Origin of the sequence: Candidatus Fusobacterium pullicola (assembly GCA_018883725.1) — a bacterium.
Lineage (GTDB): Bacteria > Fusobacteriota > Fusobacteriia > Fusobacteriales > Fusobacteriaceae > Fusobacterium_A > Fusobacterium_A pullicola.
Map to the genome: position 1 here is coordinate 56,864 of JAHLFN010000068.1, position 24,807 is coordinate 81,670.

A 24,807-nucleotide genomic window follows, 5' to 3' on the forward strand; every position below is an offset into this window, starting at 1 on the left:
TAACTATATAAAGTTTCAATAGTTTTCTTATAGATTATATGGGAAAAAATAGCTAGGTTTGAAGAATAATTCATTATTTTCATCTAAAGATGAAAAATTTTGAATTAAAGTTTTAAAAGGTAGATATTGTTTAAGAATAGTTTCAAAACTATCACTTTCAACAATTTCAATAACTTCATAATTACTTAATTTTAAATCTTTAGCCAGAGTATTTATAGTCAGCTCTAAGCCACCAATTTCATCTATAAGTTTAAGATTTTTTGCCTCTTCTCCCAACCAAACTTTTCCTTGAGCAATAGAGTGTACATAATCTCTATCTAACTCTCTTCCTTGTGCTACAATATCTAAAAACTCACTATATACCTTAAAGCTAGAAGCATAAATTTTTTCTTCATCTTCCTCAGTAAAATCTTTAGTCAAAGAGAATAGATCAGAATATTTACCTTTTTTAACAGTTTCAATATTAATATCTAATTTTTTCATAAGACCGTTGAAGTTTGGAATAAGGGAAACAACTCCAATAGAGCCAGTAATACTTTCTTTATCAGCAAAAATCTTGTTTCCAGAAACAGCAATATAGTATCCTCCAGAAGCAGCAACTCCACCTACAGATATGTAGATAGGTTTCTGCTTATTAGCTTCTTTTAATTTATGATGAATGATATTAGAAGCAAGTGCAGAACCACCAGGGGAATTAAGTCTTAAAACAATTCCTTTTATCTCTGGATTTTCCAAAGCTTTATCAATTTCATTTGATATTTTATCAGGAGTTATAGAGTTACCGATACTACCTTTTTCACTGCTAAGAAGTATACTTCCTTCACCATAGATGATAGCAATTTTCTCTGGGGAGTTGATTTTAGTTTCTTGATATTTTTCAATAGGAATTAATTTTTTCTTTCCTATTGTATTAAATATATCCTCTTCATAAGCAAGTTTATCAATAAGATGAAATTTTTCCATTTGATGTGGTTCAGAAAAAACAAAATCACCATTTAAAATTCTATCATTAATAAGTTCTTTATTAATTTTTCTTTCTATAATAATTTTATTTAAGAAGTTATCATATATTTTATCATGAAGTCTTTTAATATTCTCTCTATACTCATTAGACATCTCTTTTTTAGTAAAATTTTCACCATAAGACTTATAATCTCCAACGTGGATAACATTAAATTTTACTCCAAATTTATCTGCTAATCCCTTATAGTATGCTAATTCACTATAATAACCAGTGAGATTAACATTAGCACTCATAGTAGGTGGCATAATTATCTCATTAGAGTTAAGTGCAAGTGAATAGTTTCTATTATTTAAGTTAAGAGCAAAAGAGAGAATTTTTTTATTATTCTCTTTTAAAATATTTAATTTTGATCCAAGCTCCTCAATTTGAGCTCTATCCAATGTTATATTATCAAGTTTAAGGAAAATACCTTCAACATTGGGATTAGAATTGATAGAATCTAATTTTTTTAACAGTGAGAAAAAATTGATCTCTCCATCTTTGAGAAAATTAGGAATAGCTTCAGATTTCTCACTATATTTATTCCCTAAGTCAATAACAATATAACTTCCTTTTTCAATTTTTAAATTATTTTTTTCTTTTTGTGCTGAATATTTATTAAATACTCCAATTATTATAAGTAATAGTATTGACATTAAAACTAATTTTATAAAGAATGAAAATATCTCCTTTATAATAAAAATAACAGTTCCAAATATCAAATTTTTTAAAAATTTAAAGAGTTTCATAACAACTATCTTCTCCTATATTGATTTATATTTTAAATGATATCAATATTATAAAAGATAGTCAAATAAAATAAATATTTTCTTTTGATTTTTTAATATATATAATATAATCATAGTTAAGAAAGGTATAGAAGGAGGATTTAATGAAGTATTTAGGAGAGATTTTTGCATTGATAACAGCTTTAGGTTGGGCTTTGAGTTCTTTATTTTTTGAAAAAGCATCAAAAAGAGCTGATAGTATTTCAGTAAATGTAATAAGATTAGTAATAGGAATAATATTTTTAGGGGTATTTACCTTCGTAGAAAGAGGAGTATTTTTACCAACTGATTCTACTAGTTATAATTGGAAGATACTAGGAGTTTCTGGGATAATAGGGTTATTTTTAGGGGATATATTTCTATATGAATCTTATGTTTTAATAGGTGCTAGATTATGTATGTTGTTTATGACATTAACACCTCTTATAGTTGGAGTTTTTGGATATGTATTTTTAGGAGAAGTTTTAACTTTAACTCAATTATTAGCTATGATAATAACATGTAGTGGAGTATTAATAGTTGTTTTAAAATCTAAAGATGGGGAGCAAAATAAAAAAATATCTTCAAAAGGGATAATGTATATATGTATAGCTACTATTTTTGAAGCTATAGGAACTATTTTTACAAAAATGGGTTCGATTGGATATAATCCTAGTTCATCTACTCAGATTAGAATGATATGTGCTTTATTAGTTTTCATTATTTTTATAACTATAAAAAAGTTATGGAGAAAAGTATTTAAAGTAGCTGGAGATTTTAGAAATTTACTTTTAATTACAGCTGGAACTATTACTGCAACAGCAGGAATAACATTTTTGGTTGCAGCATTGAATCTAGGAAATGCAGGAGTTATATCAACAATTGCCTCAACGAGTCCTATATTAATTATTCCTATTTCATATTTATTTTTTAAAGAAAAAATAGCACTAAAAGAGATTATTGGAGCATGTATATCAGTTTTAGGAATAGTTTTATTTTTTTATAAATAAGATATGGATTTTACAAAAAACGATAAAGAAGTCCCTTCGGCCTCAGGACTTCTTTATACGTAGAAATTAAAATGTAATTTAAGGAAATGTCTTATGACAATATTATTATAACATATATTTTGTTATTGTCAATAAATATTTTGAAAAACTAATTATTTTTTTATAAATATATGAGATTAAATATATTTTAATGATATAAAAAATATATTGTACAATAAGAATAAACTAATGTATACTAATAGTAAAAGCAAGATAGAGGAGCAAATGACAGGAGTAAAAATATATAGCTTGGCAGGCGTTATGATATTTTGAAAGGGGAATTTGCCGAAATGGAAGAGAGAGCTAAACTCTTTTGTTGGCAATGTGGATAATATTTACATTGTTGTCATTGAATTTTTTCAGTGGAGAGCTATCTGTGAGAATAAGAGAGGGATTATTTTATCTTTTTTGTAATTTATCACAGTTTAGTCAGCTGTGATTTTTTTATTTTGCTAAAAATTTGAGGAGGTATATATTAATGATTAATGCAATTTGGTGTGGACTTATAGTTATAGGAATTTTAGTAGGAATATTTACAGGTAATGTACAGGCTGTCACAGACTCAGCAATTAAATCAGCGGGAACAGCAGTAACTTTATCTATAGAGATGATAGGTGTTATGGTACTTTGGCTTGGGTTAATGAAAATAGCAGAGGAAGCTGGAATGGTAAAGGCTATTGGAAATTTAATGAAACCAATCTTAGTAAGATTATTTCCAGAAGTACCTGCTGATCATCCAGCAATGGGAAGTATGGTAGCCAATATGGCAGCAAACTTTTTTGGATTAGGAAATGCAGCAACTCCTTTAGGAATAAAGGCTATGCAAGAGTTACAATTATTAAATGATAATAAAGATGAAGCTTCAAATTCAATGGTAATGTTTTTAGCTATAAATACTTCATCAATAACTCTTATATCATCAAGTACAATAGCTTATAGAGTAGCTGCAGGTTCAGCTAATGCAACAGAGATAATAGCTCCTACTATAGTAGCAACAATAGCGTCTACAGCAGTAGCTATAATTTCGTGCAAATTTTTAGAAAAATTACCAAAGTATAGAAGAGAAAAAATATAATATTGAAATAATTTTGAATATTTAGTAAAATTTAGGAGGAAGAATATGTTTGTAAGAATAATGGAGAGTATCTCACTTTATGCAATACCATTAATAATTTTAATAATAGTAGGATATGCTTATTTTGTAAAAAAAATAAAAGTATATGAGGTATTTTGTGAAGGAGCAAAGGAAGGATTTAATACATCAATAAGAATTATACCATTTTTAGTAGCAATGTTAGTTGCAATAGGGATATTTAGAGCTTCTGGATGTATCGATATAATGATGAAGATATTAGATCCTGTATTTGGATTGATAGGAATGCCTGGAGAGGTATTACCAATGGCAATATTAAGACCATTATCAGGTGGTGGAGCAACTGGGGTAATGAATGATTTAATGTTAACATATGGACCAGACTCTTTAATAGGAAGAATAGCTTCAACAATGATGGGATCTACAGAAACTACTTTCTATGTTCTTGCTGTATATTTTGGAGCAGTAAGCATAAGAAAAACGAGGCATGCTGTTGCAGTTGGATTACTAGCCGACCTAGCTGGATTACTAACTGCAGTATGGATTTGTAGAATTATGTTTGCATAAAAATATAATTTGGAGTAGAAAATGAAAAAAATTAAATTATTATTAGTAGCTATAATTTTATTAACTGGATGTACTAATACAAAAGTAGAAAATGAAAATCAGAATCTTGCTCAAAATCTTGAAGTTTCAGAGCAAACCCAAATAGATTCACCAAGTGATATCTTAAAAAATCTTCAAAACACTAACGAGAGTCTTCAAGAAGCAAAGGAAGCTAGAATAGATATCAAAAAAGAGAGTTTAGAAAATAGTATTAAAAGTATAGATGAAGTAGATTCAACTAAAAAAGAGACTATACTTAACGATATTAAAGAGAAAAAAAATGAAAAACAGATTTTTAAAAGTAAAAAAAATATAGTTAAGGAAAAAACTCAAAAAGCTATAGATAAATTTGTAAATTTAGAAACATTAAGATATAGTAATGTAGGAATTAGTATTGTAGATTTAAAAACTGGAGAAACCATAGGAAGTTATCATAAAGAGGCAGCAATGAATCCGGCTTCAGTTTTTAAAGTTATAACATCAGCTACAGCTTTAGAAGTTTTAGGAGCTAATACTAGATTGGAAACTAAACTTTTATATGATGGAAAAATAGATAATGAAGGTATATTAAAAGGGGATATATATATAATAGGTGGTGGAGATCCAACATTAGGATCTGATGGAATAAAGGTTAAACAAAGTGCATTCATGGAAGAATGGTTAAGTAAAATAGAAGCTGCTCAGATTAAAAAAATAGATGGAGATATAATTGTAATAGATAATCTATTTGGTTATGTAGGAGTAGAGGAGAAATGGCTATGGGAAGATTTTGGAACTAGCTATGGACAGGGAACATATGGAGTTAGTATATTTGATAATCTCTATACTTTATATTTAAAATCAGATGATAAAAATGTAAAAATTGTTGGAACTAAGCCAGAAATAGAAGGATTAAAATTTGAAAATAGATTAAAGGTATCTGAAAAGGGTAGAAAGAGTTTTTCAGTAAGAGGAGTAGCTTTTGAAAATAAGAGAATCTTAAACGGAGAAGTACCAGCAAATCAAGAGAAAATAGTTACAAAAAGTGATATTCCAAATCCAGGTTTATTTTTAGGGCAATACTTTAAAAATAGTTTAAAAACTGTTGGAATTGCTGTAAATGGAGAGGTAAAAACAAGTAGAAATACAAATAAAAGACCTAAAAACCCAAATACTTTAGCTATTACAAAATCAGCTACAATAGAAGAGATGGTAAGAGTACTTCTAAAAAGAAGTGATAATCACTATACAGAGCATCTATATCAACTTATAAAACTAAAAGATGTAGATATTGAAGAGTTTTGGAAAGCAAAAGGAGTTGATACAAAAGCCCTCGTGATGAATGATGGAAGTGGACTTTCTCGTGGAGATTATGTATCAGCAGATATTTTAACAAATATATTAGTATATATGAATAAAAACTATTCTGGGTTTGATAAGCTTTTACCAAGAGGGGGTTATGAGGGAACTGTTTCAGATTTCTTAGAACCAAGTGTATTCTCTGGAGATATAAGAGTAAAAAGTGGAAGTATGAGTGGAATTCAATCTTATACTGGATATGTAAAGAAAGATGGACGTGAGCTTGCATTTACAATAATTGTTAATCATTGGAATGGAAGTAGAAATAAATTAAAAGATAATATGGAAACGTTAATTAATGATTTATTTTAGAGGGATAAAATGTTAGGAAAAAAACTAAAAAAAGGTGATACAATAGGAATTATAGCACCAGCTAGCTGTACAACTTATGAGAAAGTTTTAGAGGCAAAGAAAAACATAGAAGACATGGGATATCAGGTAATTTTGGGAGAGTGTACTAAAAAACAGTGGTATTCATATGCTGGAACAGACGAAGAAAGAGCAGAAGAGATAAATAGTTTTTTTGATGATAAAAGTATTGATGCTATAATTTGTATGCGTGGAGGATATGGATGTAATAGATTAATAGAGCTTTTAGATTTTGAAGTTATAAAAAGAAATCCAAAAATATTTGTAGGTTATAGTGATATAACAACACTACATATAGCATTAAATGAAAAAGCTAATCTAATAACATTTCATGGACCAATGGCAGTAAGTAATTTTACTGGTAATTATAACAGAGATACATATGAAAATTTCATAGAGATACTTTCTAACTCAAGAGATAAACAAAGTATAAAAAATATTACAAAAGAGTTGGAAGTTTTAAATGAAGGAAGAGCAAAGGGAAAGCTTGTAGGTGGAAATTTAGCTACTCTTATAGCAACACTTGGAACTGAATATGATTTAGATTATAATGGAAAGATACTATTTTTAGAAGAGATTGGAGAAAAAACTTATAAAATAGATAGATTTCTAAATCAATTAAAAAAGCATGGTGTTTTTGAAAAAATAGAAGGTTTAGTTCTAGGAGATTTTAAAAACTGTATTCAAGATTCAGAAAAAGATATGACACTTTTAGAGGTTTTTCAGAATTATTTTAAGGAGTTAAAAAAGCCTGTAATATATAATTTTGAAAGTGGGCATTCAGAGCCAATGTTGACTCTTCCATTAGGGGCTATATGTGAAATAGATACTTATAATAAAGAGCTAAAAGTATTGGAGAGAGTAGTTAGTGAATAAAGTAGAGATGAGGTATTATGAGTTTAATTCAAAATACCTCATTTTTTAATTGAATTCTATTATTATGAACAAAAAAAATAAAGAAATATTAATTTTTAAAAGGAAAAATAATAAAAATATGAATGATAAAAAAATAAAATTGATAGATAGTATACAGGTAAAAAAATTGCTAAAATAATTTTAGAAAAAATTTTTACAAGCCTGCCAAAAAAGTGTAAAAATATAAAAAATATATTGAATAAAAACATAAAAAGTATTAAAATAAAGGAGTTCAATAATAAAAATCTGGAGGGGTTTCATGAAAACAGAAACAGTGGCAGATAATTTGAAACTTTTACAAAAAGGAAGTGGAAAGTTATATCTGTTATGTATAGTTGTGGGAACTTTGACAGGGGTTACAGTATCACTCTATAGATTAGCTTTAAATTATATTAATCATTTTAGAGAGCTAATGATAAAGAACTCTTTGATAGAAGGAACACACACTATATTTATTATTTGGTTATCTTTTATTTTAATAGGACTTTTAGTAGATTATATATCTAAAAAATATCCTAAGATTTCCGGAAGTGGTATACCACAAGTAAAGGGAATATTATTAAGAAAGTTAGATTATATAAAGTGGTTCCAAGAGCTTATAGCTAAATTTATAACTGGACTTATGGGAATTGGAGCTGGTCTTTCATTGGGAAGAGAGGGGCCATCAGTACAATTAGGTTCATATATTGGTTTTGGAATTACTAAAATATTTAAAAGAGATAGTATAGAGAAAAAATATTTAATTACAAGTGGTTCAAGTGCAGGATTAGCTGGTGCTTTCGGAGCTCCTCTTTCAGGAGTAATTTTTGCTTTAGAGGAATTACATAAGTATATTTCTGCTAAACTATTGATATGTACATTTTTAGCTAGTATAGCTTCTGATTTTGTTGGAAGAAGAATATTTGGAATGAATCCATCATTTAATTTAATAGCTAGTTATCCTAAAAATATTAATCCATATTATCAGTTTGCACTATATATTATCCTAGGGATTATTATAGCTTTTTTTGGAAAATTATTTACAACTACATTAATAAAAGTACAAGATCATTTCAAGGAGTTAAAGCTTTCAAGATGGCTAAAGATTAGCTTTGTAATGTCAACTTCTTTACTATTATGCTATTTGCTTCCAGAAGTTACTGGAGGAGGTCATGAACTAGTAGAGGGAATGGCTGGTGGAACTAGGACAATAAAGTTATTAATAATAATATTTTTAATAAAACTTTTTTTTACAGCATTAAGCTATGCAACAGGATTTGCAGGTGGAATATTTTTACCAATGTTGGTATTGGGAGCTATTATTGGAAAAATATATGGATTAACTTTGATGAAATATCTTGGAATAGGAATAGAATATGTTCCACATTTTATGGTTTTAGGAATGGCTGGTTACTTTGTAGCTGTTGTAAGAGCTCCAATAACTGGAGCAGTACTTATTTTAGAGATGACTGGGAATTTTGATCATTTATTAGCATTAGTTACTGTATCGGTTATAGCTTACTATGTAACTGATCTTTTAGGTTTAGAACCTATATATGAGATACTGTTTAAACGTATGCCAAAAGATACTCCAATGATCGAGGAGAAAAATGAGAAAAAGACAGTAATCTCTATACCTATAATGGCTGAATCTGAATTAGATGGGAAAAAAATATCAGAAATAAAATGGGCTGAAGATGTTTTGGTAGTTGCTATTACAAGGAATGATCATGAGATAATTCCTAAAGGAAATACTGAGATAGAAAGTGGAGATGTGTTGACACTTCTTTTACCAGAAAATAAAGTTTATAATATGAAAGAAATGTTATACAAGCAAGGTGGAAATTAAAATAAAAAGGACTTGATCTTCAAGTCCTTTTTATTTAGTTATATCTATATAAAATATTTTGGGGAAAGATTTAGTATGTATTAAGTATACCATTAGTTAATGTCAAAAGTGTTACAAATATAGGTAATTTAAATAATTATTAAATATCAAAGCAAAAGGTAAAGTTTCGAGGTGTTTTATTTTTAGAATAAATTGAAAGTTTACGAATATGCTCAAAGGATGTACCACAACATCCCCCAATAAAATTAAGCTCACTATTTTCAATTAAACTTTTTAAATTTTCTAACATTATTTCAGGAGTTTCAGGATAATATTCATTTATATCAGGAAAACCAGCATTTGGATGTAAAGATATAGGTTTTGTAGTTAAACTTTCAAGAAGCTTGATAAAAATTTTTATTCCTTTAGAGCCGAAAGAGCAATTAAAACCAAAAGAGACAACAAATTTTCTGTCTAAGTTACAGACAAGATATTTTATATCTTGCCCAGTAAAAATTTTTCCATTTTTATTAATAGTAAAAGATAACATAACAGGAAGAAATATATTTCTTTTATGAAAAATATCCTCTATGACAGAGATAATACATTGAGCATTTAGATAGTCATAAATTGTTTCAATTAGAAGAATATTAACACCCCCATCAATTAAACCATTGATATGTTTATAGTAGGTTGATTTTAAAATATTAAAATTTTTTTCAATTTCAGATAAATTTTTATATTTAGAAAGGGATGTATTGGTAGGCCCAATAGAACCAGCTACATAGATTTTTTTCATAGAGATATCAGCACTTTCTCGAGCTATCTTTGCTCCCTCCTTAGATAAAGTATAAACCATATCAATAAATTTAGGATTTTGGAGAGCTATATTAGAGCAGTTAAAGGTATTAGTTTTTAAAATATCAGCACCAGCTTCAATGTATTTTTGGTGAATATTTTTAATGAGCTCTGGATAAGATAAATTTAAAGCTTCATAATAATTACCCTTTATAAGAAAATATTTTGATGGTATGTGATAGCTTTTAATAGTAGTACCCATAGCTCCATCCATTATTAGTATCCTTTTTTTTAAATCTTCTAAGAATGTCATATATTGCCTCATTAATATTAAATATAATTTCATTAATTCTATCATAGTTATTTTTTGATGTCAATGAATGCTTGATTATCTTTAGAAAAAATGTTTTAATGATATAGGAGGTAAAAATGAGTTTAAATAGAAAAGAGTTAAGTATTTTAGAAGAGTTAAATAAAAGTATTAAAATTTCTCTTACCTATTTTGCTGAAAAGTATAATGTTAGTGAAAGAAACATAAGATATAGTATAGAAAATTTAAACTATTATCTTCTAAAGTTTTCATTAGCAGAAATAAAAATAAAAAAAGGTGAGGTATATTGGAGTATAGAGCAAGAAAATTTAAAAAATTTTATAGAAAGTATTGATATAGAAAATTATATTTTTTCAAAGGAAGAAAGAGAGAACTATATTTTAATTAGTTATCTTTTTTCGGAAAAAACAAAAATTACAGACATAGAGAAATATTTAAAGATAAGTAGACCTACTATAAAAAAAGATTTACTATCATTAGATGGCTATTTAAAAGAATTTGAAGTAGGTTTTATAAGAGAAGAGAATACAATTTTTATAGTTGGTAAGGAGAAAAAGTTAAGGCATTTAAAGTTATTAAAGCTTTTGGAATATTTGGATATAAAGAATGGAAAAGTTGAGTATTTAGAAAAAATATATCTTACTGAAAAAAAAGAGTTAGAGATAGTAAAAAGGTATTTAGAAAAATTTGATATACCTAAATATTATAATATTATTTTACAAATAGAAAGAGAATTAAAAGTTGAATTTGATACTAAATTTAAAAAATTGATGTGTATATATTTAATTTCAACAATAGAGAGAATTGATAAAAATTTTATTATAACTAAAAAAGATAATAGTAAGTTTTTAAGTCAATTAACAGACTAAAAAATTATTAAAAATATTTTGAAAAATATTATTCCAGAAGAGTTGGAATTTGAATTTTTACATCTTACAGAGTATTTTATAAGCGGTTATTACTCTCATGATTTTTCAGAGAACATTTATTTGGTTGAGAGTTTTATAGATGCATTTTGTGGAAAAATAAAAAAAGAATTAGAGTTTGAATTTTTTAATTCTCAAGATTTTAGAGAAGAAGTTTTGAAATATTTATTGCCAGCAGTTTACAGGATAAAAAACAATTTTTTCTTATTAAAAAAGGATGAGAAACCTGATGTGGATAAAGATATATATACTATTGTAAAGAGTGTGGTTTTAGATTGTAATCATATTTTAAAAGAACCATTTAGAGAGGATGAAATATATTTTCTTACTAATAAAATAGAAAAGTATATAGAGATAGAGCAAGATAAAAAAATTTCATTTAAAAAATTATTGGAAATTATAAAAAAGTGTAGTCTAGATTTAGATGAAAAAAAGCTGAAAGAAGAGATAATAAAAGTATTTAAAGATAAGATAGAGTTTGAATAAATTTATATTTGAGAATTTACCTTAAATTTTATTTCAAAAAAAATTGAAAATTATTTGATATTAACAAAAAAATATCTTAAATATATAATAAATGTATTAATATAATATAGGAGGTTCTCAAATATGAGTAAAAAAGTTGGGTTTTGGGAGTTTTTTCAAGGATTGGGAAAAACATTTATGTTACCAGTATCATTATTGGCTGCATGTGGAATTATGTTGGGGATAGGAAGTTCATTTGCTAGTTCAGTTACGGCTGAAATACTTCCATTTTTAAAAATTCCAGCAATAAAATTATTTTTTGAATTTATGTCTACTGTTGGTTCATTTGCTTTTTCAAATTTACCAATAATGTTTGCAATGGCAATACCTTTAGGGCTTGCAAGACAAGATAAAGGGGTTGCAGCTTTTTCAGGGTATGTAGGATTTGTAATGTCAAGTATGACAGCAAATTTCTTTTTAAAAGTGACAGGTACTTTGGCAACTCCAGAAAATATGAAAGCTGCGGGTCAAGCTATGGTTTTTGGAATTCAAAGTATAGATATAGGAGTACTTGGTGGAGTAATCATAGGAGTTATAGTATACAAAATACACGATAAATTTTGTGAAATTAAACTTCCAGATGCTCTAGCTTTCTTTGGAGGAGCGAGATTTGTACCAATTGCCACAGCTGTGATTGTTGGAGTTGTTGGGCTGGTAATTCCACTTATTTGGCCTTTCTTCAACGGTATAATTATAAAAATAGGAGATTTAATAAGTAAAGCTGGTATTTTTGGTCCATTTTTATTTGGAGCTGGAGAGGGAGTTTTAAGACCTTTCGGATTACATCATATATTAGTTGCTATGATAAGATTTACTTCAGCTGGAGGAGAGGCTATTATAAATGGAGAACCAGTTTATGGAGCGTTAAATATTTTCTATAGAGAGTTTGCTAATGGAATATTAGATCCAAATGTGACTAGGTTTTTATCTCAAGGAAAAATGCCTTCATATATGTTTGGATTACCAGCAGTAGCATTAGCTATTTATAACACAGCTAGACCAGAGAATAAAAAAAGAATAAAAGGACTTTTAGTTTCAGGTATTGTAGCTTGTGTAATAGGAGGTATAACAGAACCATTAGAGTTTATATTCTTATTTATATCTCCAATACTATATCTTTTCCATTGTATAATGGTAGGATTAGGTTTTATGACAATGGGGATTTTAAAAGTTGCAATAGGAAATACAGATGGAAATCTAATAGATTTTATTGTTTTTGGAGTTTTACAAGGATTTAGAACAAAGTGGTATCTAGTAATACCAGTGGGAGTAATTTGGTTTATAATATATTATTTTGTATTTAAATATGTTATTTTAAAATTTGACTTAAAAACACCAGGAAGAGAGAAAGTAACAGATAATTCTGAGATAAAATTAGGTGGATTTGATGCTGAAAGACTGCTAAAAGCTTTAGGTGGTAAAGAAAATATAGTATCATTAGATAACTGTATTACAAGATTGAGATTAGTAGTTAATGATATGGGACTTATAAACGAGGAGGAAATAAAAGCAACTGGAGCTATTGCAATAGTAAAATTAGATGAATATAATTTACAAGTTGTAATTGGACCACAAGTGCATGTTGTAAAAAATAAATTAGATAAACTTATTAAATAATGTAGGTGATAAGATGAATTTTGATACTGTCATTGATAGAAGAGGTACTTATTGTACACAATGGGACTATATAAAAGATAGATTTGGAAAAGAAGAGTTGCTTCCATTTACAATTTCAGATATGGATTTTCAAGTTCCAGAAGAGATAACAAAAGCTCTAATAGAGCGAATTAAACATGGGGTATTTGGGTATAGTAGATGGAATAATGAGGATTTTAAAAATTCAATAGAGAGATGGTATAAGGATAGATTTGATTATCAAATAGATAAAGAGTGGATATTATATGCACCAAGTGTAATCTATTCAGTAGCAAAGTTTATTGAGATGAAATCTCAAAAAGGTGATGGTATACTTATATTAAATCCTGCATATGATGGATTTTTTAAAGTAATAGCAGATAACGATAGAAAAATTATATCTTCGTCTTTAATTAAAAAAAATAATAATTATGAAATAGATTTTAAAGATTTTGAAAATAAATGTAAAATTTCTAAAATATTTTTAATGTGTAGTCCTCACAATCCAATTGGAAAAGTATGGAGTAGAGAGGAGCTAGAAAAAATAATATCTATATGTAAAAAATACAATGTTTTCATTATATCTGATGAGATACATATGGATATTGTATATGGTGGAAAACATATACCTATATTAAAATTAGAAAAAGAGTATATAAAAAATATGGTAATATGTACAGCAGCCTCTAAGACTTTTAATACTCCATCATTAGGAGGAGCATATATTTTATGTACCGATTTTAAAGATAGAGATGAGTATTTGAGAATATTAAAAAATAAAGAGGCACTCTCTTCACCAAGTATTTTAGGAATAATAGCAACAATTACTGCCTATAATAAATGTGGATACTGGGTAGATGAGTTATTAAAGTATACGAAAAAAAATATAGAGTATGTAAAGAAATATTTAGAGAAAAATATACCGGAATTAAATTGTGATATACCAGATGGATGTTATTTTGCTTGGATAGATTTTTCAAAATTAGCTGTAAGTAGCGAAGAGTTTCAAAAGGCTTTAATAGATATAGGAAAGGTTGCTATAATGCCAGGAGCTACATATGGAGAAGAAGGAAAAATGTTTTTAAGATTTAATGTTGGATGTTCTAGAGAAAAGGTTGAACAAGGACTTTTGGGAATAAAGATAGCAGTGGAGAGTTTAAAAAATAGATGAAAAGCCTTTATTTATTTCCTGTTATAGAGTATACTTGTATTATACTGGGAACTTAATTGATATCATTATAGAGGGGGAATTAAAATGGTTAATCAATATAATAAAGATGGTAAAAAAGAGGGACTATGGATTAAAACCTATGATAATGGTGTTATTCAAGAAGAGAAGAACTATGTTAATGGTGTTAGAGAGGGAGAGTATAAATCTTACTATATGAATGGACAAGTAGAAACGAGAAAGTTTTATAAAAATGGAAATATAGATGGAGTATATGAAACCTATTATGTAGATGGAAAAGTAAGTTCTATACGTCATTTAGTTGATGGTGAAGTTAAGGGATTATGTGAAGAGTATTATCCAAATGGAAAATTGAAAAGAACAGCTTTTTATGAGACAACATCTACTACCAGTAGAAATATAAAGTACTATCCTAATGGTCAATTAAAAATGAGTGTAAATTTAAAAAATGGGGCTATGTTTGGTCCTTATAAAGAGTATTATTCAAATGGAACTCTTCATTTAGAGTGTCATTATATAGATCATGGGAAACTCCATGGAAGATATAGAGAGTTCGATACAACAGGTAAATTATTAAAGGATTGTACCTATATAGAGGGAATGGAACAAAAAAATAAAAATATTTAAAAAAATATAAGTGAGTAGAGAAAACTTTAGGAAATTAGTATTATATAAAAGTGTGGAGCTAATTTAAAAAGTATTTTCTCTACTTTTTATTTAATAAATAGCTTTTATGAGAAATAAAAGTAATTAAATATAAAGTTGCTTAAAGTTTATAAATATGCTAAAGTATTCTTGAATAATAAATTTTGTGGAGGGAAAAATGGAAAGCTTAGTAAAAAAAGTAGCAGCAATACATGATTTATCAGGATATGGAAGAGCATCATTAACTACTATTATTCCAATTTTATCAAATATGAAAGTACAGGTTTGTCCTGTTCCAACAGCAATACTATCAACGCATACTGGTGGCTTTGAAGGATATAGCTTTATAGATTTAACAGATTATATGCAAGAGCATATAAATCATTGGAAAAAATTAGAACTAGAATTTGATTGTATATATTCTGGTTTTTTAGGTTCACCAAAGCAGATAGAGATTGTAGCAGATTTTATAGATTTTTTTGGTAAAAAAGCTAAATTTACAGTTGTAGATCCAGTTATGGGGGATAATGGGAAACTGTACAGTACTATGGGTAACGAAATGGTAGTTGGAATGAGAAAACTTATAAAAAATGCTGATATTATAACACCTAATTTTACTGAGGTAATCTACCTTTTGGGGAAAGAATATAAAGAAAATATTACTTTAGATGAGGTAAAGGAATATTTAAAAGAATTAGCAAATATAGGGCCTAAAATTGTTATAGCAACAAGTGTACCAGATGAAGAAAGTAATAAATTAGATAGAAAAACAAGTGTAGTAGCTTATGATAGAGAAAATGATGTATTTTGGAGAGTTAGTTGTAGATATATTCCAGCTTCATATCCGGGAACTGGAGATGCATATACAAGTGTTGTAATAGGAAGCTTACTTCAAGGTGATAGTTTACCAATGGCAATAGAGAGAGGAGTACAATTTATAACTCAATGTATAATGGCTAGTTATGGATTTAAATATCCTAAAAAAGAAGGGGTACTTTTGGAAAAAATGTTAGATGTTTTAAAAATGCCGATGATAGCCACAAATTATGAGATGTTAGAATAGGAGGAAATCTATGTTTGATGATAATAGTGTAAGGGCTTTGATTCTATCTTTTATAGCAGGAATGTCAACTTTAATAGGGACATTAGTTGTTTTTATTGTGAAACAGAGAAGTGAAAAATTAGTTAGTGCATCATTAGGGTTTGCTGGTGGAGTGATGATAAGTGTATCTTTTACTGATTTATTGCCCAACGCTAATGAGCTTTTGCAAAGTTATTCAGGAGAAAAAATAGGGATAATTTTAAGTACAATATTTTTGTTACTTGGAGTAGTTATAGCTGGAGGACTTGATAGATTTGTACCTCATATTGAGGAGCAGCAAGGGGAAGATTATAAGCATCAAAATCTATTTAGAGTAGGATTTGTGTCAACTTTAGCTATAGGGTTACATAATTTTCCAGAAGGGATAGCTACATTTATGGCTGGTTATGATAACTTAGCATTGGGACTATCTATTACTTTAGCTATAGCTATGCACAATATACCTGAAGGAATTTCTGTGGCTATGCCAATCTATTTTTCTACTGGAAGTATAGGAAAAGCTTTTAAATATACTTTTTTATCTGGAATAGCTGAACCTATAGGAGCTCTTTTAGCTTTTTTAATTTTAAAACCTTATATAAATGATTTTTCACTTGGGGCAATTTTTTCAGTTATTTCAGGAATAATGTTATATATTGCAATAGAAGAGCTTATTCCAAGTTCAAGACAGTATGGATATATTAGGACAGCTCTTATTTCTACTTTTATTGGAATAATTTTAATGCCACTTACTCATATATTATAAAATGATTAAAGGAGAAAGTTATCTTGATTAAAGTATAATTTCTCCTTTATTTTTATTATTTAGAATATTTATTTACAAAATCTGCAAAGCTTTGGAAAGTGTAGATATTATTCTCTGGTTTTTCCAAAGATATTTTTTTAAAAAAGCACGAAGGTATTTCATTAAGCTGTAAACATTTTTTTATACATAGTTCACATCCTCTATCGTGATTAATAGGATTAAGTGGGCATTTGTGGTCAGTACAAGTACAAAATTCTTTTGCTGTCATAAAAAATCACTCCTTAAAAGATATTAAAAAAGCTCAATTTTTCTATTTATAAAAAAATTGAACTAGTAATAGTAAGTTAAAAATTGTTGTTTTATAGCTAGATTTTAGAATAAAGATATAAAAAAGTAATTGGCAAAAAATATTGTAAATATGATATAATATATGGAAAGGAAAGATTAAAAAAGATAGGTGAAGAGATGAGTAAGAAAAAAATAGTAATTGTAACAGGGTTAAGTGGAAGCGGAAAAACAACAGCTTTAAATGTACTTGAAGATATGGGATATTATACAGTGGATAATTTACCTTGTGAAATAGGAACTCACTTTATAGATTCATCAATAGAGAAAATTGCTCTTGGAATGGACATTCGTTCTTTTAAAAAAGTTGATGAATTTATAGATTTTTTAAAAAAATTAAGAAATAATTCAGAGATAATATGTTCAGTTATATTTTTACAAGCATCTAAAGAGGTAATTTTAAATAGATATAATCTCACTAGAAGAAAACATCCAGTAGAAGAGAGTACTTTACTTCAAAGTATTAGAAAAGAGAGAGAGATAATGGCAGGAGTAAAGGAGTTATCTACCGGAATAATAGATACAAGTTGTGATAAACCAAAGGAGCTAATAGAAAAATTAAAAATAGTATTAGGGTTAGATGTTGATATAAAAGATATCAATATTCATATACAATCTTTTGGATTTAAGTATGGAATTCCTATTGATGTAGATTTAGTTTTTGATGTGAGATTTTTACCAAATCCATATTACTTAGATGAGTTAAGACCAAAAAGTGGATTGGATAGGGAAGTTTCAGATTATGTGATGAGTTTTGATATATCTCAAGAATTTTATGCAAAACTAATGGATATGTTGGATTTTTTAATTCCTAATTATATAAAGGAGGGAAAGAAGCACCTGACAATAGGAATTGGTTGTAGCGGAGGAAAACATCGTTCAGTTACTTTTGCAGAGTTGTTGTATAAAGAGTTATCAGAGATAGAGAATCTTAATGTCTATGTAAATCATAGAGAGAAAGAGAGAGGAAATTGGTAAAGGTTTTTGATATAAAAAAGGTAGATATTCCAGAGAATCCTGGAGTATACTTAATGAAAAAAAATGAAAAAGTTATCTATGTAGGAAAAGCTAAAAATTTAAAAAATAGAGTTTCCTCATACTTTAATAGAGAACATGAGAGTGAAAAGACAAAAGAGTTGGTAAAAAATATAGAGGATATAGAGTTTATAATTTGTAATAGTGAACTCGATGCTCTTATTTTAGAAAATAATTTAATAAAAAAATATACCCCTAAATATAATATTCTCTTAAAAGACGAAAAAACTTATCCTTATATAAAAATAAGCAAAGAAAATTTTCCAAATATAAAAATAATAAGAACGACAAAAGCTCTAGATACAAAATCTGGAGTATATTTTGGACCATATCCATTTGGAGCTTGGAATTTAAAAAAAGCTTTAGTTAAAATTTTTAAAATAAGAGATTGTGAAAGAGATATGAATAAAATATATTCACGTCCATGTTTAAAATATTTTATGAAAATGTGTCCAGGACCGTGTACATATAAAGATATTTTTTTAGAGTATAATGGACAGATAGAGAAAGCTAAAAATCTTCTAAAAGGAAAGAGCAAAGAGGTAATAGATGGATTAAAAAAGGATATGGAGATAGCAGCTGAAGATATGAGGTTTGAAGAGGCTATAAATCTAAGAGAACAGATAAAAGAGATAGAAAATGCTGTTGTTAATCAAGTGACAGAGTATGGAAAAGATTTAGATGAGGATATATTTTCACTAAAAAAAGAGGGAGATAGAGTATTTATCTGTGTTTTAAATGTAAGAGATGGTAAAATTTTAGGAAAGACATCTACAAATATTGATTTAAAAGGTAAGATTGATGGAAATTTAGCTGAAGATATAGTTATGGCATTTTATTCTAAACATCCAATACCTAAAAGTATAGTTTTTCAAGAGGAGTTATCTGAAAGTTTAAATCTAGTAAAAGAGAGTTTAGAAATACAGAGAGGACAAAGGGTAGAGTTTTACTTTCCAAAGATAAAAAGTAGAAGAAAAGAGTTACTTGAAATGGGGGAGTTAAATTTAAGTAGAGATATTGAAAGTTATTTTAAAAAGAAAAGTGTAATAGAAGAGGGACTTTATAAAATATATACAGAGTTGAAATTAAAAAGATATCCAAGAAAGATAGAATGCTTTGATATATCAAATATCCAAGGAAAGGATGCTGTTGCATCTATGAGTGTTTCAGTAGAAGGAAGAGCCTCTAAAAAAGATTATAGAAAATTTAAAATAACTTGTAAGGATACACCAGATGACTTTGCTATGATGAGAGAAGTAATAACTAGAAGATATAGTAAGCTTCCAGAACACGAATTTCCAGATATAGTTTTAATAGATGGAGGACTTGGGCAGATAAATGCTGCTGGAGAAGTTTTTAAAGAGATAGGTAAAGATGGAATAGCAGAATTATTGAGTTTAGCAAAGAGAGATGAAGAGATATATAAATATGGAGAAGCAATACCTTACTCATTTCCAAAGGAATGGGAAGCTTTAAAGATATTTCAAAGAGTAAGAGATGAAGCTCATAGATTTGGAATAACTTATCATAGAAAATTAAGAAGTAAGAGAGTAATATCTTCTGAACTTGATAAAGTTGAAGGAGTTGGGGTAAAGAGAAAAGAGATATTATTAAAAGAATTTGGTTCGGTTAGGAAGATTTTAGTTGAAGATGTAGAGTCGTTAGCTAGATTTGTTCCGAAAAAAGTAGCAGAAAATATATTGAATACATTAAAAGAGAAAAAATAATAAGGTTATAAAATGGAGGAAACTATGAAAAAGAGAGCCTTGTGCCTATTAGCTTTGGTACTTTTAACTACAAGTTGTGGGAGTATCGTGGCTAGAAAGGATAAAAGTCAAATAGTAAAATTTGAAAATAGTAAAATAGTTGCTGATAGATATGATATAACTTTCTATAAAATAATTTATCCTGAAAATCCTCATGATAAAGATAAATTTTATGAGCAATTTGATATTTTAACTTCTAAGATGGTGGCCTATGGAAAAGATATAAATATGATCATCCCATTAGAACTATATAAAGATCTGCTAAACCTTCAAAAAAGAGAAGTAAGAGAGGGAGAAAAGATCTATTATAAACAAGCATACTCTTTAACTGAAGAAGAGAAAAAATTTATTGATAGTAAGATAAATGTAAGTACACCAAATGATGCTGGAGAGATACAAAAATATCTTAATAAACAGGTAGCTTATTGGTATGATTATTTAAAAAAGCCAGAAAAGTATGATGGTACTAGATATTATACTGAGTTAGATAAGGATAGAGTAGTAGATGAAGTATTTGAAAATAGAAAATTCTTTTCAAATACTGTTTTTGCAGTAGTTGATGATTTAGTTATTGAGGTTACTGAAAATGAACTAGAGGAGGTAAAGGATATACCTTATCCTCTTTACTTAGCGACAGATAGTATTCCTATGGAAAAATTAGAAGGAGTAGATTCTAAAATAATCGTTTTAGATGGAAAGTTAGAAGATACAGTTATTCCTGAAAAAATAACTTTAATAAATAATTTAAAGGTTGAAAATGTAAAAGATTATGAAATTTCAACAAATATCATAGATATAGATAATCCACTAAATCTTATTCCAGTGATAGAGGAGTATCAAGGATTAAAATTAAAAGATATTCAAAAGTTTGATATCAAGCATGTACCTAATAGTGTATTGAAAAAAGCGAGTGTAAAAACTCCAGAGAGAAAAAGACAAACAATAGAATTCGATAAAACAGAGAGTAAGTGGAGGATAGAGTAATGATATACTTTATTTTTATACTTGTTATTGGATTGATGCTATACTATTCTAAAAAAAGAGAAGAAGAGATGACAGAGGGAATGATGACAATTCTTACAAGTATTAGGAATAAAAAGAAATTAGAAGATGTTCCAGAAATTTTAAAAGAAGAATATGAAGATACAATAAAAAATGTAATAAAACAAGATTTAGAGTTAGAAAATTCAATTGGAGAATTAAGGGAATATAGGAAGGAATTGGAGGAAACATACAATTCACTTGTACAAAAGTCTATGCAGTTGGAATATAGTAATCAGATACTGGAGAGAAGAGTAGAAAATCTATCTAATTTAAATTCTCTTTCTAGAGCTGTTCTTTCTGTATTGGATTTAGATAATATTATTAATATCATATTAGATGCTTATTTTGTTTTAACTGGAGCTAAGAGAATCTCTTTATATCTTTGGGAAAGTGAAGGTTTAATAAATAAGAAAACAAAAGGTGAGTGTAATTTTAAAGAAAATTTATTGTTTTCAGAAGAGGAAATGAGAGAGTTTTCTAAGAAGGATTATCAAGAGACTTATGAAAAGCTATCTAAAAAATTTACATTAGCTGATAATGAGATAATTGTAATATCACCATTGGTTGTAAAGGAAAAACAACTTGGGGTAATTTATGTAGTAGAAGATAAGAATAAATTGATAGATTTAGATGAAGAAACAATATCTGCTTTAGTTATTCAAGTTTCAATAGCTATAAATAATGCTAAAATTTATTCAGAACTTTTGATAAAAGAGAGAATGTCCAATGAGTTGGATGTTGCTTCAAGAATCCAAAAGAAAATATTACCAGCAGATATGGATGAAATATTTGGACTTGAGATAGCACAATATTTTGAACCAGCTAAGGAGATAGGAGGAGACTATTACGATTATACTATTTTAGATGACAATGTTTTCTCAATTACTATAGCTGATGTAAGTGGTAAAGGAGTGCCGGCAGCTTTTCTAATGGCACTGGGAAGATCAGTGTTAAAAACACTTACCTTAACAGGAGATTTTGCTCCAAATGAAAACTTAAATGAACTAAACAAGATAATCTATTCAGATATAACTGAGGATATGTTCATTACGATGATACATAGCAAGTATAATAGAGAGAATAAAACTCTTTACTATTCTAATGCAGGACATAATCCATTAGTAGTTTATAGAGCAAAAGAAGATACAGTAGAACTTCATACTGTAAAGGGAGTAGCAATAGGTTTCTTAGATGAATATAGATATAAGCAAGGTGAGATTCAGTTAGATAAAGGTGATATTGTTATATTCTATACAGATGGAATTACAGAGGCTGAAAATAAGGATAAAGAGATGTTTGGAATCGATAGATTAAAAGAGGTAATCTATCAAAATAAAGATAAATCTCCTAAAGAGTTAAGAGAAGAGATATTGGAAGCTATAAACAGATTTAGAAAAGATTATGAACAAACAGATGACTTAACATTTGTGATATTGAAAAGCAATGTTTAGTAGAAAGGAGATGTATGAAAGAAAAAGTTAGTATAGGTGGACAAGCTGTAATAGAAGGGGTTATGATGAGAAGTCCAAGTTGTATAGCTACAGCTGTGAGAAAACCTTCTGGAGAGATAGTTTATAAAAAAACAATGATATCTAATAAAAAAGGAAGATTAGCAGAGATTCCTTTTATAAGAGGAGCAGTGATGCTTTTTGATGCTTTAGTAATGGGAGTAAAAGAATTAACTTTTTCAGCTAACGAAGCTGAAGAGAAAGAAGAGGAACAAATTACCCAAAAGGAAGCAATTTTAACTACAATTTTATCTTTAGGGTTAGGAATAGGGTTATTTATAGTTTTACCCTCTTTGATAGGAAGTTTTATATTTTTAAATAATAAGATGTATTCAAATCTTTTAGAGGCTGCTTTAAGACTAGTGTTTTTTATACTATACATATGGCTGATATCTTTTTCAAAGGATGTAAGAAGAGTCTATGAATATCATGGTGCTGAGCATAAGTCTATTTATGCTTATGAAAATGGAATGGAGTTAACACCTGAAAATGCCAAAAAATTTACAACTTTACATCCTAGATGTGGAACAAGTTTTTTATTAATTGTTATGTTGATAGCAATAGTTGTTTTTTCGACAATAGATTTTATTTTTCCTACACCTACTACAATGATTGGAAGAATAGGTATGAAAATAGGATTAAGAGTAATTTTGATGCCATTAATAGCTGGAATATCTTATGAGATTCAAAGATATAGTTCAAAACATTTAGATAATTTTTGTATAAAATTTTTAGCTTTTCCAGGACTTTCTTTACAAAAAATAACAACGAGAGAACCTGATTTAGAACAATTAGAGGTTGCTATAGTAGCAATAAAAGCTGCTTTAGGTGAAAAAATTGAAAACGCAAGAGAAATAAATAGATAAATATTTCACAAACTAAAATAAAACAAAAAAATATTAAGTTGAAACATGTTATATAAGATTAATGTAAAAAAGTTGCAACTTTTAGTATACTATGCTATAATGACTCATATATCAGGAATCAGGGAGATTGTTATGAGAATAAAAAATGAAATAGAGTATGTAATGAGAATTTTGTTATATTTAACAAAATATGGCGAGAATAGAATAGTTCCATCAAATGAGATATCAGAAGCAGAAGATATTCCACACTTATTCAGCTTAAGAATTTTAAAAAAATTAGAAAAAGCAGGACTTGTAAAGATTTTTAAAGGAGCTAAAGGTGGATATCAACTAACTAAACCTAGTGAAGAGATAACTTTAAGAGATGCTGTTGAGACAATAGAGCCAATAATTTGTATAAAAGATTGTGTTAATGATCCTGGATCATGTAATTTAAGAAGAGGAAATTGTGCTTTACATAGAGCTTTTGGAGATATCCAAAGAGAGTTTATAAAGAAATTGGAATCACGTAATTTTAAAGAATTGGCTGAAGAAACTTATTCTGAAGGTACTTGTAGATAATAATAGAGATTAACTAAGTTGCTACATTAAAATTGTAGCAACTTTTTATTATAGGAGAAAAGATGAAAAAAATATATGAGATAGGAAATATTGAAAAAGGAAAATTTATTGAAAGAATAAATAGATTTACAGCAGATATAGAGATTAATGGAAAAACAGAAAGGTGTCATGTACATGATTCTGGGAGAATAAAAGAGTTATTGTTTTTGGGAAATGAAATAGGAATAAAAAAAGCTGAAAATTTAGAAAAAAGAAAAACAGCTTATGATGTCATCTGTGCATTGACATCAGAAAAAGATGAAATGATTTTGATTAATTCAGCTTATCATAGATATATTTCTGAAAACGTATTAAAAGACTTTGAGATTTCTCCATTTGGAAAAGTAGAAAATATAAAGGCGGAAGTAAAGATAGGAGATAGTAGACTGGATTACCTATTAACTAATGGAAATGAAAAAATTTGGATTGAAGTAAAAGGGGTTTCCTTATCTGAAGGAAGAGTTGCAAAATTTCCAGATGCTCCGAGTACAAGAGCTTGTAAACATTTAAAAGAGTTAATAAAATTAAAGGAAAATGGAGATAGATGTGCAGTTATACTATTAATTTTTAGAGACTCAGATAAATTTAGACCAAAATATGAAACAGATGAAGAGTTTTCAAAATTATTTTATGAAGCTAAATCTAAGGGAGTAGAGATATATCCATTACAATTTAAATTAATTGAAGGGAATATATACTATATTGAAAAGAATATAGAGATTATTTAAAAAAGAAGTTGATTAACTTAATAAAACTAGAAATTAAAATTTATATTTTAAATCCAGTATTATAGTTAATCA

23 protein-coding genes are annotated in these 24,807 nt (G+C 27.8%); 20 read left to right on the top strand and 3 right to left on the bottom strand.

The window, feature by feature from the left end:
- Positions 1–27: 27 nt before the first annotated feature.
- Entirely contained in the window at positions 28–1,752 is a 1,725-nt protein-coding gene (sppA, locus tag IAA47_07460) for a signal peptide peptidase SppA (GenBank protein MBU3842802.1), read from the bottom strand.
- A gap of 143 nt (positions 1,753–1,895) precedes the next feature.
- Here sppA and IAA47_07465 point away from each other — a divergent pair, with 143 nt between their 5' ends.
- The 6 genes from IAA47_07465 to IAA47_07490 all read left to right on the top strand — a co-directional run bounded on the left by IAA47_07465 (position 1,896) and on the right by IAA47_07490 (position 8,968).
- Positions 1,896–2,780 carry a DMT family transporter gene (locus IAA47_07465; GenBank protein ID MBU3842803.1) on the top strand — a complete coding sequence of 295 codons (885 nt, stop codon included), beginning with the start codon at positions 1,896–1,898 and terminating at the stop codon, positions 2,778–2,780.
- Positions 2,781–3,297: 517 nt separating this feature from the next.
- Complete coding sequence (locus IAA47_07470) at positions 3,298–3,894, top strand: nucleoside recognition protein (GenBank protein ID MBU3842804.1); 597 nt, start codon at positions 3,298–3,300, stop codon at positions 3,892–3,894.
- Between the two features lie 45 nt (positions 3,895–3,939).
- A complete protein-coding gene (locus IAA47_07475; GenBank protein MBU3842805.1) occupies positions 3,940–4,479 on the top strand; it encodes a spore maturation protein in 540 nt (179 codons plus the stop codon).
- A 21-nt stretch (positions 4,480–4,500) separates the two neighbouring features.
- Positions 4,501–6,168, top strand: coding sequence for a D-alanyl-D-alanine carboxypeptidase/D-alanyl-D-alanine-endopeptidase (dacB, locus tag IAA47_07480; GenBank protein ID MBU3842806.1), 1,668 nt, complete (start codon positions 4,501–4,503; stop codon positions 6,166–6,168).
- Between the two features lie 9 nt (positions 6,169–6,177).
- Complete coding sequence (locus IAA47_07485) at positions 6,178–7,101, top strand: LD-carboxypeptidase (GenBank protein MBU3842807.1); 924 nt, start codon at positions 6,178–6,180, stop codon at positions 7,099–7,101.
- A gap of 298 nt (positions 7,102–7,399) precedes the next feature.
- On the top strand, positions 7,400–8,968 hold the full coding sequence (locus tag IAA47_07490; protein ID MBU3842808.1) for a ClC family H(+)/Cl(-) exchange transporter: 1,569 nt from the start codon (positions 7,400–7,402) through the stop codon (positions 8,966–8,968).
- 139 nt (positions 8,969–9,107) lie between these two features.
- Here IAA47_07490 and IAA47_07495 read toward each other — a convergent pair whose 3' ends face one another.
- Positions 9,108–10,058, bottom strand: coding sequence for a homocysteine S-methyltransferase family protein (locus tag IAA47_07495; GenBank protein MBU3842809.1), 951 nt, complete (start codon positions 10,056–10,058; stop codon positions 9,108–9,110).
- A 116-nt stretch (positions 10,059–10,174) separates the two neighbouring features.
- On the opposite strand from IAA47_07495, the gene IAA47_07500 reads away from it, so the two are divergent.
- The 7 genes from IAA47_07500 to zupT all read left to right on the top strand — a co-directional run bounded on the left by IAA47_07500 (position 10,175) and on the right by zupT (position 16,843).
- On the top strand, positions 10,175–10,945 hold the full coding sequence (locus IAA47_07500; protein ID MBU3842810.1) for a helix-turn-helix domain-containing protein: 771 nt from the start codon (positions 10,175–10,177) through the stop codon (positions 10,943–10,945).
- A gap of 18 nt (positions 10,946–10,963) precedes the next feature.
- Positions 10,964–11,488, top strand: coding sequence for a hypothetical protein (locus tag IAA47_07505; GenBank protein ID MBU3842811.1), 525 nt, complete (start codon positions 10,964–10,966; stop codon positions 11,486–11,488).
- A gap of 123 nt (positions 11,489–11,611) precedes the next feature.
- The gene (malX, locus tag IAA47_07510) at positions 11,612–13,144 is read left to right on the top strand and encodes a maltose/glucose-specific PTS transporter subunit IIBC (GenBank protein MBU3842812.1); all 1,533 of its coding nucleotides are present in this window, start codon (positions 11,612–11,614) and stop codon (positions 13,142–13,144) included.
- A 13-nt stretch (positions 13,145–13,157) separates the two neighbouring features.
- Positions 13,158–14,333, top strand: a complete 1,176-nt coding sequence (locus IAA47_07515) for a pyridoxal phosphate-dependent aminotransferase (protein MBU3842813.1) — start codon at positions 13,158–13,160, stop codon at positions 14,331–14,333.
- Positions 14,334–14,417: 84 nt separating this feature from the next.
- Complete coding sequence (locus IAA47_07520) at positions 14,418–14,978, top strand: toxin-antitoxin system YwqK family antitoxin (protein MBU3842814.1); 561 nt, start codon at positions 14,418–14,420, stop codon at positions 14,976–14,978.
- 196 nt (positions 14,979–15,174) lie between these two features.
- A complete protein-coding gene (locus tag IAA47_07525; GenBank protein ID MBU3842815.1) occupies positions 15,175–16,059 on the top strand; it encodes a pyridoxamine kinase in 885 nt (294 codons plus the stop codon).
- Between the two features lie 10 nt (positions 16,060–16,069).
- Positions 16,070–16,843, top strand: coding sequence for a zinc transporter ZupT (gene zupT, locus IAA47_07530; GenBank protein MBU3842816.1), 774 nt, complete (start codon positions 16,070–16,072; stop codon positions 16,841–16,843).
- A 55-nt stretch (positions 16,844–16,898) separates the two neighbouring features.
- Here the strand turns inward: zupT and IAA47_07535 are convergent, their stop codons facing one another.
- Positions 16,899–17,111: a hypothetical protein gene (locus IAA47_07535; protein ID MBU3842817.1), complete on the bottom strand. Its 213-nt coding sequence runs from the start codon at positions 17,109–17,111 to the stop codon at positions 16,899–16,901.
- Between the two features lie 197 nt (positions 17,112–17,308).
- On the opposite strand from IAA47_07535, the gene rapZ reads away from it, so the two are divergent.
- From rapZ to sfsA, 7 genes are all read left to right on the top strand, one after another.
- The gene (rapZ, locus tag IAA47_07540; protein ID MBU3842818.1) at positions 17,309–18,166 is read left to right on the top strand and encodes an RNase adapter RapZ; all 858 of its coding nucleotides are present in this window, start codon (positions 17,309–17,311) and stop codon (positions 18,164–18,166) included.
- A complete protein-coding gene (uvrC, locus tag IAA47_07545) occupies positions 18,160–19,950 on the top strand; it encodes an excinuclease ABC subunit UvrC (protein MBU3842819.1) in 1,791 nt (596 codons plus the stop codon). Before rapZ ends, uvrC begins: the two co-directional genes overlap by 7 nt.
- 24 nt (positions 19,951–19,974) lie before the next feature.
- Positions 19,975–20,973: a hypothetical protein gene (locus tag IAA47_07550; GenBank protein ID MBU3842820.1), complete on the top strand. Its 999-nt coding sequence runs from the start codon at positions 19,975–19,977 to the stop codon at positions 20,971–20,973.
- Complete coding sequence (locus IAA47_07555) at positions 20,973–22,484, top strand: PP2C family protein-serine/threonine phosphatase (GenBank protein MBU3842821.1); 1,512 nt, start codon at positions 20,973–20,975, stop codon at positions 22,482–22,484. The genes IAA47_07550 and IAA47_07555 overlap by 1 nt, the downstream gene beginning before the upstream one ends.
- Before the next feature lie 14 nt (positions 22,485–22,498).
- On the top strand, positions 22,499–23,407 hold the full coding sequence (locus IAA47_07560; GenBank protein MBU3842822.1) for a DUF1385 domain-containing protein: 909 nt from the start codon (positions 22,499–22,501) through the stop codon (positions 23,405–23,407).
- Positions 23,408–23,539: 132 nt separating this feature from the next.
- Positions 23,540–23,968, top strand: a complete 429-nt coding sequence (locus IAA47_07565; protein ID MBU3842823.1) for an Rrf2 family transcriptional regulator — start codon at positions 23,540–23,542, stop codon at positions 23,966–23,968.
- 62 nt (positions 23,969–24,030) lie between these two features.
- Complete coding sequence (gene sfsA, locus IAA47_07570; protein MBU3842824.1) at positions 24,031–24,735, top strand: DNA/RNA nuclease SfsA; 705 nt, start codon at positions 24,031–24,033, stop codon at positions 24,733–24,735.
- The last annotated feature ends 72 nt before the right edge of the window (positions 24,736–24,807 follow it).

Coding starts and splice junctions, on each gene's coding strand:
- IAA47_07555 (MBU3842821.1), top strand. CDS start 20,973: ATGATATACTTTATTTTTATACTTGTTATTGGATTGATGCTATACTAT.
- sppA (MBU3842802.1), bottom strand. CDS start 1,752: ATGAAACTCTTTAAATTTTTAAAAAATTTGATATTTGGAACTGTTATT.
- malX (MBU3842812.1), top strand. CDS start 11,612: ATGAGTAAAAAAGTTGGGTTTTGGGAGTTTTTTCAAGGATTGGGAAAA.
- zupT (MBU3842816.1), top strand. CDS start 16,070: ATGTTTGATGATAATAGTGTAAGGGCTTTGATTCTATCTTTTATAGCA.
- IAA47_07565 (MBU3842823.1), top strand. CDS start 23,540: ATGAGAATAAAAAATGAAATAGAGTATGTAATGAGAATTTTGTTATAT.
- IAA47_07535 (MBU3842817.1), bottom strand. CDS start 17,111: ATGACAGCAAAAGAATTTTGTACTTGTACTGACCACAAATGCCCACTT.
- rapZ (MBU3842818.1), top strand. CDS start 17,309: ATGAGTAAGAAAAAAATAGTAATTGTAACAGGGTTAAGTGGAAGCGGA.
- IAA47_07490 (MBU3842808.1), top strand. CDS start 7,400: ATGAAAACAGAAACAGTGGCAGATAATTTGAAACTTTTACAAAAAGGA.
- IAA47_07515 (MBU3842813.1), top strand. CDS start 13,158: ATGAATTTTGATACTGTCATTGATAGAAGAGGTACTTATTGTACACAA.
- IAA47_07465 (MBU3842803.1), top strand. CDS start 1,896: ATGAAGTATTTAGGAGAGATTTTTGCATTGATAACAGCTTTAGGTTGG.
- IAA47_07520 (MBU3842814.1), top strand. CDS start 14,418: ATGGTTAATCAATATAATAAAGATGGTAAAAAAGAGGGACTATGGATT.
- IAA47_07550 (MBU3842820.1), top strand. CDS start 19,975: ATGAAAAAGAGAGCCTTGTGCCTATTAGCTTTGGTACTTTTAACTACA.
- IAA47_07500 (MBU3842810.1), top strand. CDS start 10,175: ATGAGTTTAAATAGAAAAGAGTTAAGTATTTTAGAAGAGTTAAATAAA.
- IAA47_07560 (MBU3842822.1), top strand. CDS start 22,499: ATGAAAGAAAAAGTTAGTATAGGTGGACAAGCTGTAATAGAAGGGGTT.
- IAA47_07470 (MBU3842804.1), top strand. CDS start 3,298: ATGATTAATGCAATTTGGTGTGGACTTATAGTTATAGGAATTTTAGTA.
- IAA47_07485 (MBU3842807.1), top strand. CDS start 6,178: ATGTTAGGAAAAAAACTAAAAAAAGGTGATACAATAGGAATTATAGCA.
- IAA47_07475 (MBU3842805.1), top strand. CDS start 3,940: ATGTTTGTAAGAATAATGGAGAGTATCTCACTTTATGCAATACCATTA.
- sfsA (MBU3842824.1), top strand. CDS start 24,031: ATGAAAAAAATATATGAGATAGGAAATATTGAAAAAGGAAAATTTATT.
- IAA47_07495 (MBU3842809.1), bottom strand. CDS start 10,058: ATGACATTCTTAGAAGATTTAAAAAAAAGGATACTAATAATGGATGGA.
- dacB (MBU3842806.1), top strand. CDS start 4,501: ATGAAAAAAATTAAATTATTATTAGTAGCTATAATTTTATTAACTGGA.
- IAA47_07525 (MBU3842815.1), top strand. CDS start 15,175: ATGGAAAGCTTAGTAAAAAAAGTAGCAGCAATACATGATTTATCAGGA.